The sequence below is a fragment of the Vibrio sp. Of7-15 genome, from assembly GCF_022347565.1.
Lineage (GTDB): Bacteria > Pseudomonadota > Gammaproteobacteria > Enterobacterales > Vibrionaceae > NORP241.
On the sequence record NZ_JAKRGH010000008.1, the window covers coordinates 122,142 to 141,843 of the forward strand.

The window sequence follows — 19,702 nt, forward strand, 5'->3', positions numbered from 1 at the left end:
TAAATTCGACTATAGGAAACATTGAACATATAAATTTATAACAAGTATTTTTCTAGTATTGAGAATAAACTCAAAGTTTTCATCATTATCTGTTTCTCTAAGCAATGAGAGCTGCGTCAAACTACGACGATCACTGTATGACATTAGGCTTCCAAAGACCTTCCAGTGACAATGTCACATTAAGAAACTACATATTTCAGTGAAGGTATTACGCTCTTTAAGATAAGATATTAGGCGTCACATCTACGATCATATCTTCAATTACTTTCTCGCCTAACAATAGATATATTTGTACCTCATCCATCAGCTTCTCTTTGTTTTTAATATGTAAGAAGTCAATAAAAACAATTCACTTACCAACAACAAACCTTCAAATTAATATTAACTTAAAGAGGTTGAAATCAATTAAAAGCATGGACCACATTTTTAATTAGACCAATATTAAAAATCGGTAAGTTATTATTAAATTTAACAATAATAAAAATCGACTGGCGTTGATTTGATATGGATCGAGAATATTGTTGCAACTGTATTTATCATCGTAAATTACGATATTAATTATATACAGAAATCCTATTAATGATTTATATATTTACACCTCCTTGGATCAATGCCACCGTTATTAACAAAAATGTTTCTAATTGGTTTCATGGAGGCTATATTTAAAAAATTCACGGTGGCAACATAATTTTTAAGCTTGAGGCCCCCAGTGAAAGTTAATGATTGCGACGGTCTATTGACCTTAATGGAAAGAGAAATTTTTAATGTACAAGTTAACCACCTTGAAACTCCATGCTTTAATTTAGGATCTTTTGAAAAAATTCATGGGACGTTAGATACCGCCCACCTGAAAAACGTTATCAGACGGTTAATTTCACGGGAAGAAGTCTTTTACTTCGGTTACACCCAAAGAGATGGTGCTGGAGTGAGGTTTGAAGGAAAATATAGTCAATGCGATATTTTAGAGATCGACCACACGAGCTTACCCTCTGGATTACAACAACAAAGAACGTCTCAATTATTAAACGATCTTATCGCTCAACCGTTTGACTTGGAAAACCCTCCACTGTACCGCTTTATTATTGTAAAGCACTCTGAGTCAGAACACACACTCGCTCATATTTGGCATCACCTTATTATGGATGGAATGGGGTTTAATCTTTTTCATCAAAAGGTCATTGAAGAATACAATCAATCTTTATCTAAGCTAACGTTTAATGAACTATCCATACAATCCCTTGCCATAGAAGAACAAGAGTATTGGAGATCGGATAGAAAAAAGAAAGATGAGGCTTTTTGGAAACAATTTTCATCAAAAAAACGCTCCCTAATACAGCCAATTTTACCGCCTATGACAAGTAACTTTACTTGGCGTAACTCGTTCCATATTAGCCCTGATGTGTGGGCTCGGCTTGTTAATCAATCAAAAGTATTAAACTGCACGGTACAACACCTCATCCTTCTAACCATTCAACTTTGTTTCGCTGATAGTCGAGGGCAACGCAGTATAACTGTTGGGCGTCCCACTCACCGCCGGCATTCACGATCTCTACGAGAAAAAGTGGGGCATTTTGCTGGCCTTTCATTGGTACACATCGAATTGAACCCAAGCGACACGTTATCCAATGCCGTTGATCATTTAAAAACGCTATTAAAAAAAGATTTACGGCATCAAAAATTTCCGATCAGTCGTTTGAGTCGAGAGTTTCATGTTTCACAAAATAAACGCCAGCAAATATATGATGTCCTTTTTTCCTACGAGCCGATGAAATTCCGTTGCCATTATGGTGAAGCGGAAGGGGATTTATATGCACTGTGTCATGGGCACGAATTGTCACCGGTAGCGATTTATTTAAGAGATTATTACGAGGAAAAAGCCCCGGTTCTAGATGTTCAACTGAACCTTGAATATTTCAAGGAAGATGATTGCCAACCAACGGTTGATCGAATCATTGAAACATTGGCGCGTCTGTCCGAGTTAACCGCTGATGCTCGTGTGGGAGATGTGCCTCTTTTAACCAAAGAGGAAACGAACTTTTACCAATCATTACAAGGTGGTGATGCAACGGCAGACATCACGGGGCTGTGTGAAACATTAGAGAAAATGGCTAAGGATAGACCCGATGATATTGCTGTGATGGTCGAAGATGGGGCTAGCATCAGCTATTCAAAGCTGAGCACCGATGTTCTGGCTTATGCTAGAAAGCTTCATCAACATGGGGTTACTCATTGTAGCCATGCTGGCCTTTTATACTCCCGAAGCTATGACATGCTTGTGTACATGCTGGCCGTAAATCGATTAGGCGCAACCTATGTGCCAATATCAAAGGATCTACCAAAAGCAAGAATTCAATCCATTCTTAACCAGCTAAAGCCTGCGGTTGTTATTACAGACGCCGGCAACGAATCGGCATTAACCCAGTTAGAAAGTGCGTTATCAGCGGAACAAATAGCTGAAGAACAACACCAACCAGAGGTATTAACGCATTCATGGCTCAGCGCTCAAGAAGATCCGTTTATTGAATTACCTCCGCATCCTACAGAGCCGTTTAATGCGTATATCTTATTTACATCAGGCACTACTGGGGAACCTAAAGGAGTCATCATTTCATCTGATGCCAGAGATCAGTTCCTGTTCAGTATTAGCGAAAAGCTTTCTTTAAATCAGCACTGTTGTATCGCAGCGTTGACCTCGCCCAGTTTTGATATTTCGGTGCTTGAACTTTTCGCGCCAATGATTGCTGGTGGCACGGTATTCATCATCAATGAACAGACGCAAAAAAATCCTCGCCAATTAGCGAAAGTCTTACAAAGTGCCCAATTGACACACATTCAAGGAACACCAACGACATGGCAAATGCTCCAAGGGGTTGAAGGGTTGCCCATGACCAATGCCATCGCTCTGGTTGGTGGAGAGCCTATCAGTAATCAATTGGTTAAGGCATTAACCCAGCATGGCTTAGAGTGCTGGAACATGTATGGCCCAACAGAATCAACGGTATGGGTGATGGCTCAGCCAATTGAAACAGAGTCTTCCATTGCGCCAATTGGGGGCTTATTGAACGGCTGTCAGGCTCATGTTCGAGATGAGTTTCTTCGTATTCTTCCCCCTGGCGTGAATGGAGAGCTGGTGTTATCTGGTGCGACCCTTTCTGTCGGTTACCTTCACCAACAAGCTTTAACTGACAAGGTATTTGTCACTGTGTCCACTGGACAACGAGCGTATAAGACAGGGGATTTAGTGACCCTGACAAGAAGCGGAGAATTTGAATTTCATGGCCGAGCAGACTCACAATGCAAAATTAGGGGCCATCGGATTGAATTAGGTGAAATAGAAAACACGTTATCACAATCACCAGCGATAACACGCTGTACCATCGTGGCTCATGGCTCCGCTGCCGATGCGCAAATTCTTTGTTTTTTCCAAGGAGATTGGGCGCACCCAGAAATCTTAGCGTATTTGAGGCCGAAACTGCCCGATTATATGTTGCCAAGCCATAGCCTGCATATTTCTGATTGGCCTGTGAATGTGAATGGAAAAACAGACAGAAATACGTTGTTGTCTATGTGGCAAGAACACACAGCCGTGTTTAGGCACAAACCGCCGTTGGATCAAAATAAGCTGGTTGGTGACTATGAGCAGCAGAGTATTGAAAATCAAAATCTAGAAGAAATGATTCCTTCGCTTTGGCAACAAGTGTTGGCTCATCCCGTTCAGCTTAACGATAACTTCTTTGATGTCGGTGGAAATTCAGTAAAAGCAAGTCAACTGCGAGCGGTGTTAGAGCAACACACCCAACACACTTTGAGTGATACGTTTGTTTTTGAGCACCCATCGCCAAGATCCATGATTGCAGAGCTTAAAAAACAGCAGCTTCTTACTAATCAAATAGAGAACCCAGCACCTCAACGTGCGCCTAAGCAGCCAGATCCCACCCCAAGCAACACAAAACCCGTTGGTAGACAACGAATCGCATCCAGAAAACGCCAAAGAGCAGGAGAGGTAGCCTTAAAATGAGTCATTCTGTAAGTGAATTTGATATTGCGATCATTGCCTGTGCAGGCCGTTTTCCTGGTGCAGACAATACCGAACAATTATGGGAGCAATTGCTAAAAGGGGAGTCGGGGATAAGAGAACTTCGTCCAGATGAAAGAACTGGTGATACTTCCAGTACCGATCGTGTCTGGCAGGGAGGCGTTTTAGATAACCCTCACTATTTTGACCCCGGCTTTTTTGGTATCAGTGATCAAGACGCTGAATTAATGGATCCGCAGCTCAGAATTGCTATCGAACAAATATGGCAAACCTTAGAGCAAGCAGGGTATAGCGATGCCCCAGAAGGCGAACAAATTGGCCTGTATATGGGGGCTGGGCTAAATCAAGAGTGGATACAAACGGCCAAGCAGTTTACTCCTAATAATTTATCCGCCAACTACAAAACGAACACACTGACTTATCGAGATTTTTTTGCAACGAAAGTGGCGTATCTCCTTGGCCTAAAAGGGCCTGCCATCACCATAAATACCGCTTGTTCAACGTCACTGGTGTCGGTGCATTTAGCGTGTCAATCGCTGCTTGCCGATGAATGTCATGTGGCGGTAGCAGGGGGCGTTCACCTATTGCCTGTCCGCGAAGGATATCAATATCAGGAAGGAATGATTTTATCCAAGGACGGGACTTGCAAACCGTTTGATAAAGAAGCCGCGGGAACGGTCTGGGGAGAAGGTGCCGGTTTCATTGCACTTAAACGGGCAGAAAGTGCACTGGCTGATGGCGATCAAATTATTGCTTTGATCAAAAGTACTGCTGTCAATAATGACGGACAAGACAAAGCCGGATACACAGCGCCAAGCGTGGCAGGGCAAACACAAGTTGTTAAACTCGCGACAGAATTAGCAGAAATAACCCCAGCAGATCTCTGTTATGTTGAAACCCACGGCACCGGAACAAAATTGGGAGATCCATTAGAGATTAAGGCATTGCTGAACGTTTATGGAGAAAGAAAAACACCATTAACTCTTGGGGCAGTAAAAGCCAATGTGGGTCATCTTGATGTCGCGGCAGGGATCACAGGGCTCATTAAAACCGCACTTTGTATGAAGCATCGCTGTATTCCCCCGCATTCGAACTTCGAGCATTTTTCTCCGTCTATTTTAGCTCTTGAAAACCACCAAGTTCTCCAGATCAACAAAGAAACAGTGGCTTTACCACAAGAAGAGCCTTGTTATGCTGGTGTCAGTTCATTTGGGATTGGTGGCACAAACGCTCATGCTATTTTGGCAACGCCACCGCCAAGAAATGACGACTTAAAAGCCTCTTCACCTTATTGTGTTTTGACTCGCTCCTATCAAGATCCCAAGGCGAGCCAAAATGTATTTGCTGATCTTAAGCACGCTGCGCACAAAACAGACTCTCTTACTGATTTAGCCTTTAGTTTGCAACACTCTCATCATAATGCAGCTTACAGGGCTGCGTGTGTGGTCGATACCGTAACTCGTCACGCCGTTACACAGACAGAGGGGAGTTTAAGTCGCGCTTGTAAGAACAATACAGTAAGAACCGTATTTGTTTTTCCAGGGCAAGGCAGTCAATATCGAGGGATGGGACACGATCTTTACCAACATTTCCCTCTTTTCAAACACGCAATGGATGAGTGTTTTTCTTATCTTAAAGCACATGGTTTTCACGATCCCAAAGCCCAACTATTTACTCATTCAGAAAAGGGGCTCGAAGCCACCGATGAAACCCAACCCTTGTTGTTTTCTCTTCAATATTCCTTGGCAAAAGCATTGTATGCGATCGGCATAAAACCAGATGTCATGATAGGGCATAGCCTCGGTGAACTGGTTGCTGCAACATTAGCTGGTGTTATGTCTCTGCATGACGCAATCGCGCTGGTGATCAAACGTGGCCAGTTAATGTCAGCTTCTAAAAAGGGTGCCATGGTGTCCGTTGAAGATCTGCCATCAGACTTCGACCTTCCACAAGGCGTCACCATCGCTTTATACAATAGCCCAAAACATGTGGTTTTAGCGGGTTCAAATGAAGCCATCGAAACGCTGACACAAACATTAACGTTAAGCTCCATTAAACATAAAACTCTGCGAACGCGCCATGCCTTTCATACCCAATCCATGACAGCCGCCTCCGTTCGTTTTCAAGAAGAGTTTGACCAACGCAACATTGACACCGTTAAGCCTCAAATTCCTATCGTCAGTAACGTGACCGGGATCATGACCAAAGAGGCCATTTTTAATGGTGAGTATTGGGCTTCTCATATTTTAAACCCTGTACAGTTCAGTCAAGGTATCGCGCAACTTCTCGACTCTGCCGAACCAAGCGTATTCATTGAAGTTGGTCCTGCTGGTGGACTTTCTAACTACATACGACAGCATGAAAAATTCGCTGAATATCACTCATGTGTGGGGACACTAGGTAACGCTCGTGATCCACAGAATGACACCGCCAAATTGTTTTCCGCAATAGCCCAATATTGGTGTGATGGCGGGGAGGTAAATTGGTCTGCATTAGCACCTAATGAGGAGCCTCATCGAGTCGCGTTTCCTCCATATCGTTTCCATCATCGTCCTTTTACTCAGGTTAGCGATGCCATTGGCCGATCTAATAACTCAACAAAAAGTAAATTGTTGAAAAGTGCAAAAGATGAAATAACGACACACACTAAAGCCTATTCATCAACCAATGCCACTGAGCCGCTTTCAAGTGCCAAAACGTGTATCGAGCAAGCTTGGCAAAAAGTTTTTGGTACTAAGCCTCATGATTTATCTACCACTAACTTTTTCTCATCTGGTGGTGACTCACTTACCGCTGTCAGTTTTAGTGCAGAGATTAAAGAACAAACTGGCATTACGCTCCCCCTACAGTCGATCATGGAAAGTGACAATTTTCAAGCATTAGCCAACACTCTTGGTGAGCAAATTAAGAAAGAAAAAATCACTCATATGGCGGTGTCCGGCGGCGTTAACTACTCCAAGAAAATACCACTATCCGCTGCTCAAGAACGCATGTGGGTATTGGATCAGCTCTCTGGCATATCAGACTTTCATATTTGTGAAGCGTTTCGCTTAAAAGGTCACCTATCTATTTCTGCGCTTCAAAAATCGTGTCAGGTTTTGATTGAACGTCACCCCATTCTTCGAACCCATTATCAGCAAGACCATACCAGTCTCCATCAAGTTGTCAGTCATGATCCAGTCTCATTTGAAGTGAATGTTAAACACATACAAGCTCAAGAGTTAACGCAACAATTAGAAACAGATTGTCAACGTGCTTTTGATTTATGCCATGACTTAATGCTCCGCTGTCATGTGTATCAGATAACACAAACAGAGTCGGTACTACTGCTGGTCGTCAATCATATTGCAGCAGATGGCGCATCAATGAACACCATCGCCAACGAGCTGATGATGCTATATCGCAGTTTTAGCCAAGGTATCACACCTGAACTGCCCTTGATTTCAAACACTTATACAGATTATGTCAATGACCTATTGCACCGTAGCGATCAAAATGCATCGGCTCTGACGTATTGGCAACAACGTTTACAAGGCGCTCATCAACTAATACAGAACAAATTATCTCGCCAAGCACGCCAAGCTGGCAGTGTAGAAACCCTTAAAAACAGGTTGATTTTAGATGTAAAAACAACGTCGAGCATTGATGAGTTTTGTCAAAAGCATCGCACAACCTCGTTTGTGTTTTTGTCTACGATATTCGGGTTGTTACTGGCTAAAACCTCGGATCAAAGTGATATTTCCCTCGGTACAACCATTGCCGACAGACAAGATCCTCGCTGGAAAGAGGTCGTGGGTTTTTTCACCAACACGTTGATTATTCGTAATCATTTTGAAGATTCCGTTCACTTTGATGCTTTGCTCAGTGGAACACAGAGTTCACTACTAGAAGGGTGGCAACATTTACATGTGGATTTTTCACACTTAATCGAGAAGCTTGGTGTCGAACGCAGTGAAAGATGTCACCCACTATTTCAAAACATGATGGTGTCCATTGATCGCGCGCCATTAGAACTAGAAGGACTGAGTTCCACCGTTGAGGCGTTGCCGTCAATGCCAATGTTATTTGATCTCTATTTAACCACATGGAAAGAATGCGATGAGATCATCATAGAATGGAAAGCTCGAAAAGATTTGTATGATCACGTTGCGATTGAGTCTCTCCAATCCATATTTACACAATTCGTTCATCAGGCAATGAAAACGCCAACAGCCGAACTATCACAATTTATGTGTGACACACAGATCGGTGACGCTCTTGCCAATAATAGCCAACATAGTGATCATGATGCTGAAACGTTACTTTCCAACACGACTTCCGATTTAAGGCATGCAGAGTCTGTCTTAAGCCTGTATTACTCAAAGAGTCAGCCAGATGCCACTGCCATCATTGATGATGACGGACAAATTACCTACCGCGAGCTAGAATCCACCTCTAACCAATTGGCAAATCTTTTGGTTAAACGTGGCGTCCCCACAGGCGCACCCGTTGCCATTTCGCTGCCTCGTGGACGATGGCAGGCGATTGCTATTCTCGCGATTTTTAAAATCAGAGCCCATTATGTTCCCATTGACAGCGCTTACCCAGAATCACGAGTAAACGATATTTTGAGCGATGCGAAGGTGGCATTTGTGCTCGACTCAGAAGCAACAACACGGGACTGGGCGTGCCCATCGCTTTCGTTATCCAACAACGTCAACATCTTACAAACTCTTGCAAGTTATCCTGATACGCCAAATCATATGAATACCTCGGAAAGAGGCAGTTTAAGCCGAGACGACAAGGCGTATCTTATTTACACCTCAGGTTCAACAGGGCGACCAAAAGGCGTGCCGGTTACTCATACCAACCTTGTCCATTATTGTATTGCCGCCCAGACATTTTATGGTATTTCACGTCATGATAAGGTGGCACAAATCACCTCAATTGGCTTCGATGCGAGTGTAGAAGAGCACATGATGGCGTTATGTTTCGGGGCCACCTTAGTGTATCGCAACGAACAAACCCTCAGCAGCCTCCCTGCGTTTGCCGATTTCATCCAAAACAAAGCCATAACCGTAGCGTCACTGCCAACGGGGCTATGGCATGTCCTGTGTGATGAACTCGACGATGCCTTGTGCCAGCAACTTCAATCCTCCCTCCGCTTGTGTATTCTTGGTGGGGAAGCACTGCAACAGAATCGTCTTACGCATTGGCAAGCGCTCGATAAGGGAAAAATTCAACTTCTCAATACTTATGGGCCAACAGAAACCACAGTCATTGCAACGGTCATGGACGTGACTGATTTTGGCATCGAGTGTAATGAGAAAACAAACAACTCGTTGAAAGGCAACCATGTTTCACCTTCTGTTCCCATTGGCCGACCTATTCCTAACGTGACGGCTCGAGTGATGGATGACAATGGCTTACCAGTTCCACAAGGCATGCCGGGAGAGCTATGGATAAGTGGCCCAACGGTCACACAAGGTTACTTGAACCGAGAAGAACAAACTCAACACGCATTTGTGAATTACATTGATGCCAACGGAATAGCAACTCGCTGTTATCGTACAGGCGATAAAGTGCTCTGGCAGGATGAGCAGTTGATTTACCTCGGTCGTATCGATAATCAAATCAAATACCGAGGATTTCGAATTGAACCTGGCGAGGTGGAATCCACTTTAACGCAATTGCCGGATGTTCAAGATGCCATCGTCGATTTGCACCAGGATACGTTAAGTGCATGGGTCGCGTCCTCAAGCAGAGAAGGGGAGATTGAGGAATTACTTCACGAGTGCCACGAAAAAGTCACTCAGCAGCTACCGGAGCATCTACGACCACGGAAATGGGCATGGCTCCCACAATTTGCCTTGAATGCACATGGCAAAGTGGACCGACAGGCTCTGCCTGCACCTACGCCACTTAAACGCCGTACTGTGCATCATGAATCAACACCTCATAAAGCGACATCACGCAAACTGACCTCATTGGAAGCGCAAATCGCACCCATTTGGCAAAACCTATTGCAGTGTGATGCCGTCTGCGCCAATGATAATTTCTTCGAGCAAGGTGGCCATTCGCTTAAGTTGACTCGATTATTCAGTCAGATAAAACAGCAATGGGGAGTTGCCCCTGATTACGCGGCATTTTTTGCCCAACCAACACTGGCTAATCTTGCAACCTTAGTTGATAACCAAACGGCAACTGAAAAACCTGCCCCCATCAAAGGGCAGCGACAGAGCAATGATGCTAAAGCCCCACAAGTCATTAAGAAGTCGTTACTAATTGAAGCGCATAAAAAGACGAGTTCAATTATTATCGCAGATCCAGATAGCACAACATCTCCGACCTTATCATTGAACCAATCTCGATTATGGTTCTTAGACAAAACCCACGATGACCATGGTGCATGGATGCTCCATTTTGCTTGGACGATTTCTGGTGCTATGGATGTTGATGCGTTACAAAAAACGCTGGATATGTTGGTGATCAAGCATGTCAGTTTACGAACCAGCATACTAGAAGTGGACTTGACACCAGAATTAAAAGTCAATGCGCCACAAAGTGTCAAACTGCGCTCTTTTTCACTGCGTGGGATAAGTGAAGGTCCTGAAGGCGTTGATCACGCAGATAAAGTTACTCAAGAAAGAGATCGCATCCTTGCTGAATCGATCAAAAACACCATCCGTGTTACCGATCCCGTACTGATGCAATCGACATGGATTGAAGAAACAGATCATCACTCCACTTTGTTGCTTTCTTTGCATCATATGGCGTGTGATGGTTGGTCGATGGGAACCTTATTTAACGATTTCGATCGTTTCTACTCTGCCATTACTCTTAATCAGTCTTTCCCTTCTCTTCTTACGGGAGCGCAATACAGCGACTTTGCCGCTTGGCAGTGGCGCATGATGGACAGTCAGGAGTTTGATGATTCCAAACAGTTTTGGCTGTCTTACCTAAAAGACCTTCCTACTGTTCACCAGCTTCCTCTTGATTTTCCAAGGCCAACACGACTTCCTGATGAAGGAAGCTCCATAAATATTCCAGTGCCTGACGATATTGGGCGCTTAATTAATAAAACGTGCGGCGCATTGGGTGTCACACCATTTATGCTATTTCATACTGGACTCAGTGTCTTGTTTGGGTTGCTGAGCGACTCAAAAGACATTGTGCTCAGCACAGCCGTTGCAAATCGTACTCAACCAGAGTTCGAATCTGTTGTTGGCTTTTTTGTTCATACCATGCTGCTTCGCTGTCAGTGGCAAGAAGAGACTCGATTTAATGATCTACTGAGTCAACAAAGAGCTGATCTGGCGACATGCTACACACATCAAGATGTACCTGTGGATATGCTCATTGAAGCATTAAAGCCAGAACGTAGCACCAGCCATGCGCCGTTAACACAGCTAATGATGGTCTTTCAAAATAATGACCATGGTGACTTCAGCCATCCTGATATCAGTGTTGAGCCTTATGATGTGACCCATTTTAATACCAGTGCAAAATTTGATATTTACTTATCTATCCTTCCCAATAAAAAGGGGATCTATGAATGCACATGGGAATACAATACCGCTCTATTCAAAGAAGACACAATCAGACGATTTGCGCATCAGCTTAACCAACTGATACACAAGGTATGTCTTACTCCCCAAGTGCAAATACGTGAACTGTCTGATGATGGCGTTGCTAAGGTGGACCAACAGGACTTACCTGCATCTACGACGCTCAAACACCGTACTGAGATTCACGAATCGTCACGAGAATTAACCCCATTGGAAGAGCAAATCGCACCAATTTGGCAACGCATATTGCAGTGTGATGCCGTCTACGCCAGTGATAATTTCTTTGAGCAAGGCGGCCACTCGCTTAAGTTGACACGATTATTCAGTCAGATAAAGCGTCAATGGGGAGTGGTGCCTGATTACGCAACATTTTTTGCTCAACCGACGCTATCCCATCTTGCTACACAAATAGCAGAGGTCGTTGGGGGCGAGCATAACGAGCTATCGGAGCCAAATACAAACGTCAGCTATAGTGACGAATTCGCCGATTACTACCCAATGACAAGCAACCAACAACAATTATGGTTTATGGAAAAACTGCAAGGGCCATCAAATCAATACTGCATGAATTGGGCTTACCGTCTTGTGGGCACATTTGATGTCCCATTATTTGAGTATTGCGTTCAACAAATACAGCAAAGGCATGCGGCTCTTAGAACCACCTTCTTTGAAGACGACAGGCAAGACGTTTGGCAAAAAATACATCACACCGGTCAATTTGCACTGAATGTATTGGATTTAAGGCACGCTCAATATCGCAGTGACGATCCTAACGTTCACTCATTCGTGCAGGCAGAAATAGATAAATACTTCACCCTAGAAAATGATGAACTGCTGAGCATGACCGTACTACAGCTAACCGAGACTGAGCATGTTCTTGTTATCCGTTTGCATCATATTATCTCGGATGGTTGGTCGGTGGGGCTGCTTTTTGATGAAATTGGCACACTTTACAGTACTGGCAGCCAAGAAAAAGCAACTCAAAAGGCCAATGATCTCGCTGCAATGCCCATCCACCTTGGTGACATTGCGCTTACAGAGCAGGCAGAAAAACAAAACGGCGATCCAGCATTAGATTACTGGAAGCAAGCACTCGCTAATGCCCCTGAATGCCATTCATTACCTTTAGATCACCCAAGGCCAAATGTTTTGCCATTGCAAGGAAAGGTGCATTGGCATCAATACACGCAACCAACAGAAGCGATAGAGCGTTTTTGTAAAAGTAACGGTTATACACCTTTCATGGCGATGATGGCGGCTTTTTCACTCTATATCGGCGGAAAATCTAGACAAAATGATGTGGTCATTGGAACCCCAGTCGCCAATCGAGTCGATGCCGTTCAAGAAACCATGTTGGGCTATTTTGCTAATACGGTGCCGATCCGAAGTCACTGGAAAAATGAAGAAACATTTTCACAGTTTATGGAGAGAACGCGCGCAAACTTGATCGGCAGTTACGGTCATCAGGCTGTACCTTTTCAAGATATTGTTAATCACCTGCATCCGAAACGTTCTTTGTCTTACGCCCCTGTATTCCAAGTCATGATGGTGTTACAAAATAATGAGTTTACACCACTGGATTCTGACGGCTTGGAATTCACACCGCTGTACGATAACGCGTCCCTGACTCAAGCAAAATTTGATCTCATGGCAGCTGTGTATGAAGACGATGGCTTTTTTGATATTGCGTGGGAATACAATACAGCCCTGTTTGAGTCATCAACCATTGAGCAATGGGCAAAAGAGTTTAATGACTTCATGGTTAAGCTCTTCTTACACCCAGATCAGCCAATATCTGAGAGCACCACTGACATTGGCCAATCAAACGGTCATCACACTCATCATCAACATAACATCGTGTCGCCACACCTACGGCCTGACACTTCTCCAGTGGATAGCATGTTGATTCAACAATGTATTCAGTATTTTGAAGACGTACTTGGATTATCGAATATTCTGGCCGAAGACAACTTCTTCGATATTGGTGGACATTCCCTTTTATCTATCAAACTGATTGGGAAAATAGAAAAAGAATACGGGGTGAGACTAGAAATACAGGCGTTTTTCTTAGCACCTACACCAATGGGCTTAGCACACGCGATTGACCGACAACGTCAGGTCAAATCAAAGCCTCAAATGCCTGAAGGAGTAACGCCAATCTTAATTAAAGATGATCCATCTGCTCAGCCTATTGTATTGCTTCCTGGCATTGGAGGGCTGGGTAACTCGCTCCATGCTCTCTCTAAGCATATCGAAGGGGATAGGGTGATGGCATTTCATTTATTTGATCCCACATTACCCACTTTAGAAGCCGTTGCAGTACAAGTTGTCTCTGAGTTAGAACGCTGCCCAAATGTGGTAGCACCTGTATTTGCAGGCCATTCTTTAGGTGGATGCTTAGCAGCACTTTGTCAAACGATCTGGAAAGAACGAACGGGCTATTCTCCTCAAGTCGTACTGATAGACAGTTTTCCATTGCAGGGAAACAAAACTCAATTCAGTGAGATTTTCGGCAGCTTCATCGCCTTAATTTCCCACCTGCTATCTGACAGGGCACTCGATGAGAACACCTTCCCATCAAATGAAAATGAATTGCATGACTACTTTGTTCACCACCATGGTTTAGAGCAAGAGCAGCTATCATTTCTTTGTCAGCTATTTAAGGTATATAAGACCCATGCGACTTACGCCTATTTTCCAGCCCCAAATTCAATAGAAAACCTGACGCTCATCTCTGCGCAAGGCAGTGCAGACAGCTCTTCGATCTGGAATGAAGCCAACTCTGGAACGCTGAGTGTAGAGTCAGTACCGGGGGATCACTATTCTCTACTGACCCCTCCGTTGGTTGAACAAGTCGCAAGGATCATCAACCAATTGTTGGCGAATACCTCCCATCACCAAACACGCAAGACAGACACAGAGGTCGATCTATGAAATACCTGATCTATACCCTATTTTATTACCCTGAAACGAACGGTGTAACCCGCAATGTTGATCACCGTTGTCGTTATTTACGCGAATTAGGTCATGACGTGACATTGGTATTTCCAGACTACCCAGAATGGCAGTCGTGCCCTCAGGCTAAAGTGCTCCAAGAGGTTGGGGTAAAATTAGTCAATGTTCCAACCTCAGAGAGGACGAGCGAAGAAGAATCGTGGTTTGCCAACCATGAAGGGCAAGACATTATTGACAATATCTTACGCACAGAATGTTTTGATGTGTTCATTGTTGATGAACCTATGATGCTCTTTATGGTGTCAGGTTTTCGCCTAGCGCGACTCCATCATTTACCCAAAAAATGCAAAACAGTGGCAATATGTCATGGCATATTATCCGACCTTTACCGTCATTACGAGATGTCCATTTCTGCGCTACAAGTGGATGCCATAAAACAAGATATTTTTGACGACTATCAACTCACGGCGGTGCCAACTCGGTTCGTATTAGATAATTACAAGTTGTCAAACAAAGCCCAATGGATTCCTTTTCTTGGCGTGGATAAAGATTACTACTCACCCGCCACAGCTGACCAGACAAGCGATGCCCAACAGAACGTAACTCAAGACAAAAATGAAGCCTTAGTTAACGTATTATTTACTGGCAGGTTAGCCACTGAAAAGAATCTACCGTCTTTAGTCGAAGCCGCCCACCATTTACATGCATCTGGGCATCACTCCATTCATTGGCACTTTGTTGGTCATGGCCCTTTATATTCAGAGTTAAAACAACAAGAGTGCCACTACCTCCATGTTCACGGCGAATTACATGGCGATCAATTAAAAAAAGCCTACCAGACCGCAGACATTTTTGTGTCTGCCTGTGAATTTGAAGCATTTGGATTAACCGTTGCCGAAGCCATGGCCTGTGGGCTGCCTGTCGTAACCGCTCACACTGGCGGAAATGCAGAGCAGTACACCCACCAAGTTGAGGGTCTGAATGTTGATGTGTCAAAAGACCATGAACTCAGTAATGCGATCTTGAGGCTGGCACAAGATCAAGAATTACGACAAACGATGGGAAAAAGAGCTCGACAACGCAGCGCAGACAGCCAAGAAAGTTGCCACAAACTCATTGATGCAATCCATCGCCTTGGCGAAAAAAGCGCCTTGCAGGATGAGGCAGTATCATGAGCGAGCAAACCATAGATCAAGCGACAAGAATGTTTTTTAGCTTAGCGTGGATCTCCAATTACTTTGATAATGCCATCACTCCAGACTCCTTACAGTATCAGCACCCTTCAGAGTCGTTTTCTTGTGATAGAGTGCAAGACATTGCAAGTGCACTGGGGTTAGAAAGCCAGATTGTAAAAATTAACTTTAGCTCGCTTTCAACCATAATGTGTCCAGCCATGATTCAGGATACGGAAGACAATTGGTACGTCATGCTCAGTGCTGACAGTAGTGGCATTGAAATTTTGGACGCAGAAGGTAAACAATCGAAGATTTCCGCTAGTGTTCTTAAAGGCGTTTCAACGGGAACGATCGTCTCTTTCAATCAACAACCAGAGAAAGACAAAAGAGCCAATAGCTTTAGTGGGATGTGGTTCATTCGCTCGTTTTATCGATATAAACACTCAATCAGTCAAATCTTGTTAACTGCGTTTGTCTTGCAAATTTGCATTCTGATTTTGCCGCTATTTTTACAAACCATTATTGATAAAGTCGTGGTACACCGCAGCGAAACAACCTTAATCATGCTTACTATTGGTGTTTGTACCATTATGTGCATGGAAACCATTCTTGAATTGGTGAAACGGTATTTGCTAGCACATACCACGGCTAAAATCGACGCCGAACTGGGCACCACGCTCTTTGATAAGCTGATGGTGTTGCCATATCGTTTTTATTCGGAACGTTCCGTGGGGCAAATTATTGCTCGTATGAATGAGGTGGAGCAGGTTCGGATTTTTCTAAATGGAGCAACCTTAACCGCCTTGATCGATTTAATGCTGTCTCTCTCCCTATTATTGGTCATGATGTTTTACAGCCCGCCACTGGCAGCCATTGTGATCGGCTCAGTGCCTTTGTACATCCTTGTTTGTGTCTTTATTCTGCCAAGGCTGTACAAATATTACGGCAAACAGTTTGAAACCAATGCGGAAAGTAATGGCTTCTTAGTGGAAACCATCGCTGGCATAGAAACCGTCCGATCCATGGCCGTTGAGCCACAAATGCGCTACCGCTGGCAATCTATCTTATCGCGTTATGTCTTGTCTCGATTCAATGTGACATGGTGGATTAACGTTGGTGTGGAAGGCGTCAACTTAATCTCAAAACTGGTCACGGTACTGGTTTTATTTGTTGGCGCAACGTTTGTGATGCAAGCGGAGCTTTCCGTAGGCCAACTCGTTGCCTTTAGCATGTTAGCAACTGCCTTTAATACGCCCGTCATCCGCTTGTCTCAGTTATGGCAAGAGCTGCAACAAGTTCGCATTTCCATCAGCCGACTCGGTGACATCCTGAATCATGAAGATGAGGGGGCAAAATCAGACCGCCATTGGCTAAAAACGGTGACAGGAAACATTGAGATCAGCAAATTAAGTTTTAAATACCAACCCAGCCGACCTTATTCTTTAAACGATGTCGACTTATGCATTAAACCGGGGGAAGTGATTGGATTAGTAGGGCGCTCCGGCTCTGGCAAAAGCACACTGACCAAACTCATTCAGGGCTTATACGAGCCAGAGTCAGGCAGCATTAAAGTAGACGGACACGATTTAAAAACCATCGATATGTCATCATTGAGATCCCACATCGGCGTGGTGCTTCAAGAAAACGTGCTCTTTAGTGACACCATTTTTAATAACATCAGTTTTGCCGCTCCAAATCTGACGTTAGAGCAAGTGCAAAAAGCCGCAATGTTAGCCGGCGCGCATGAGTTTATTTGCTCGCTGCCCGATGGATACCAAACGGTATTGGAAGAGCGAGGGGCCGATTTATCCGGTGGACAAAGACAGCGGATTGCCATCGCCAGAGCACTCGCCATTGATCCTAAAATCTTAATTTTTGACGAAGCCACCAGCGCGTTAGATTACGAATCGGAAAGACAACTTCAAAATAACTTGGCCCACATTTGCTCCGACCGAACCGTGATCATCGTGGCACACCGACTGTCGACAATAAGGCACGCCGACAAGATCATTGTATTAGACAAGGGATCAATCATTGAACAAGGGAATCACGAGCAGCTCGCCAGACAAGGTGGCATGTACGCCAATTTATGCGCCCAGCAAGCACTTTAAGGGACAATGATGACGAATAATACGAATTCCTCAGATGATCATGTAAGCATGTTCCACCCCAATTTAAAGCGGTTTTATCATTCGCCACCATCTCCACTGGGGCGTGCTGTGGGATACTTCATTTCCATTTTTTTTCTAATGCTACTGGGATGGGCTTGCTTTGCACAAATTGATAGGGTGGCCTCATCAAGAGGGCAACTGATTTCACAAATTAGGCCTCAGGCCATTCAGTCGATCCGAGACGGCACCGTGAAACATGTCTACGTACGGGAAGGAGAAATCGTAAAACAAGATCAGTTACTGCTGACATTGGACGATGAAACAGAGCAAATTCAAAAATTAAAATCCATGCAGGTGTTAAAGGATTTAAATTTTGAGCTGTGGTGGCTGCAACAAATGGAAGACCTTGCGTTAAACCCAACAGGCACTCCATTGCAACCCGCGCCCGAGGGCATAGACCCGAAACTTGTCCAACTGGCCAATCATCGAATCAAAAACAGTATAAAAAACTTAAACATTGAGCTGGATGTTCAAAAAAACAGAATAAAGATGACCGAAGCTGAAATAGCCAAGTCAAAAAAAGTGCTCATTAACCTAGAGAAACTGCTCAATTCTGCCATCGAAATTGAACGAATGAATGAAAGTTTGGTTCATTCGAATGCGATCAGTCGAATGGACTACCTAAAAACCATTGACCGTCGGCTACAGTCTGAAAAGAACCTAGGGCAAGAAAGCGCGAATCTAAGCTTTTTAGAAGAAAAGAGGAACGCCGAATTAAACGCAAAGCAAAAAACGATTGATAAGTTTATTCTGTCAATATCAGAAAAAAAAGTCGATTTGCATAAAGCGGTAATAGAAAACCAACTGGAACTAAAAGACATTCTAAGACGAATCGAATTAAGTAAAATCCGATCTCCCATTGCAGGTACGGTATTAACAGGGAAAGTGCCACAAATTGGCGATGTGGTTATTGATTCAAACCTACTAATGAAAGTTGTACCAAGCGATAGCAAATTAGAAGTCTTAGCCACCATTAAAAACCAGGATAGGGGACATGTGAATGTAGGAATGCCCGTCACGTTGAAGCTGGATGGTTACAGCTTTATCCGCTACGGAACACTCAATGGAACAGTAGATAAAGTGGCCACAACGGCACAATCAACGTCCAACGGCGATCTCGTTTACCCGGTGATTATTACCTTACATAACAACAGTCTTACCTATAACGGTAATGAACTTCCTCTTATATCAGGAATGTCATTAACAGCGGAAATAAAAGTAGGCCAAAGAAAATTAATTGATTTCTTTATTGAGCCGATTGCTGAATCGTTTAATAACAGCTTCAAAGAGTACTAAGGCGACATGATGGAAAAATACATAAGAAAAATGAAAAAAGAAGATCTCCACGATATATCACAGCTTTACCGATATCAGTATGAGTATCATCGAAAAAATGTGCCAGACAACACCCCTGTACACTACAAAGACATTACAGAGGAGGACTTTAACAATGCGGAACAAGATCAAAACACATTAGTATTAGTGCTTTGCATTCTAGAGCACGGGAAAGAAGCCATCGCGGGCAGCGCATTGATAAATATTATTCATCAAGAAGACAATAATATCACTGCTTCTTTTCCTTATATATACATAGACCAATTTGTCATCGGTGAACAATACCAAAATAATCAGCTGGGTTCTTATTTCCTAGAATACATAAAAGAAATGAGTTCAGAACACGGTTACAAAGAAATACTTTTAGATTGTTGGGTGGAAAATAAGAAAGGGATTGAATTTTACAGTAAAAATGATTTCACCCCGATCCGACAACTCTTCAGCCATAAATTATAACAACAGGCAGATTAACTCTTAAGGATG

The 19,702-nt window shown here is 43.7% G+C and carries 6 protein-coding genes; all 6 read left to right on the forward strand.

The annotated features are described in order from the left end of the window. Window positions 1–709 precede the first annotated feature (709 nt). Genes MHO82_RS11185 through MHO82_RS11210 form a run of 6 tightly spaced genes read left to right on the forward strand, consistent with a single transcriptional unit; the run spans window position 710 to window position 19,675 of the window. A complete protein-coding gene (locus MHO82_RS11185; RefSeq protein ID WP_239184030.1) occupies window positions 710–4,018 on the forward strand; it encodes an amino acid adenylation domain-containing protein in 3,309 nt (1,102 codons plus the stop codon). Beyond that, window positions 4,015–14,517, forward strand: a complete 10,503-nt coding sequence (locus MHO82_RS11190) for a non-ribosomal peptide synthetase/type I polyketide synthase (protein WP_239184031.1) — start codon at window positions 4,015–4,017, stop codon at window positions 14,515–14,517. The genes MHO82_RS11185 and MHO82_RS11190 overlap by 4 nt, the downstream gene beginning before the upstream one ends. Next, the gene (locus MHO82_RS11195; RefSeq protein ID WP_239184032.1) at window positions 14,514–15,713 is read left to right on the forward strand and encodes a glycosyltransferase; all 1,200 of its coding nucleotides are present in this window, start codon (window positions 14,514–14,516) and stop codon (window positions 15,711–15,713) included. The genes MHO82_RS11190 and MHO82_RS11195 overlap by 4 nt, the downstream gene beginning before the upstream one ends. Further along, window positions 15,710–17,824: a type I secretion system permease/ATPase gene (locus MHO82_RS11200; RefSeq protein ID WP_239184033.1), complete on the forward strand. Its 2,115-nt coding sequence runs from the start codon at window positions 15,710–15,712 to the stop codon at window positions 17,822–17,824. Before MHO82_RS11195 ends, MHO82_RS11200 begins: the two co-directional genes overlap by 4 nt. Before the next feature lie 9 nt (window positions 17,825–17,833). After that, the gene (locus MHO82_RS11205) at window positions 17,834–19,180 is read left to right on the forward strand and encodes an HlyD family type I secretion periplasmic adaptor subunit (RefSeq protein ID WP_239184034.1); all 1,347 of its coding nucleotides are present in this window, start codon (window positions 17,834–17,836) and stop codon (window positions 19,178–19,180) included. A gap of 9 nt (window positions 19,181–19,189) precedes the next feature. Continuing rightward, window positions 19,190–19,675, forward strand: coding sequence for a GNAT family N-acetyltransferase (locus MHO82_RS11210; RefSeq protein WP_239184035.1), 486 nt, complete (start codon window positions 19,190–19,192; stop codon window positions 19,673–19,675). Window positions 19,676–19,702 lie beyond the last annotated feature (27 nt).

What these genes read in the sequence shown, in the direction of transcription:
- MHO82_RS11190 (WP_239184031.1), top strand. Translation starts at nt 4,015, where the DNA reads ATGAGTCATTCTGTAAGTGAATTTGATATTGCGATCATTGCCTGTGCA.
- MHO82_RS11200 (WP_239184033.1), top strand. Translation starts at nt 15,710, where the DNA reads ATGAGCGAGCAAACCATAGATCAAGCGACAAGAATGTTTTTTAGCTTA.
- MHO82_RS11205 (WP_239184034.1), top strand. Translation starts at nt 17,834, where the DNA reads ATGACGAATAATACGAATTCCTCAGATGATCATGTAAGCATGTTCCAC.
- MHO82_RS11195 (WP_239184032.1), top strand. Translation starts at nt 14,514, where the DNA reads ATGAAATACCTGATCTATACCCTATTTTATTACCCTGAAACGAACGGT.
- MHO82_RS11210 (WP_239184035.1), top strand. Translation starts at nt 19,190, where the DNA reads ATGGAAAAATACATAAGAAAAATGAAAAAAGAAGATCTCCACGATATA.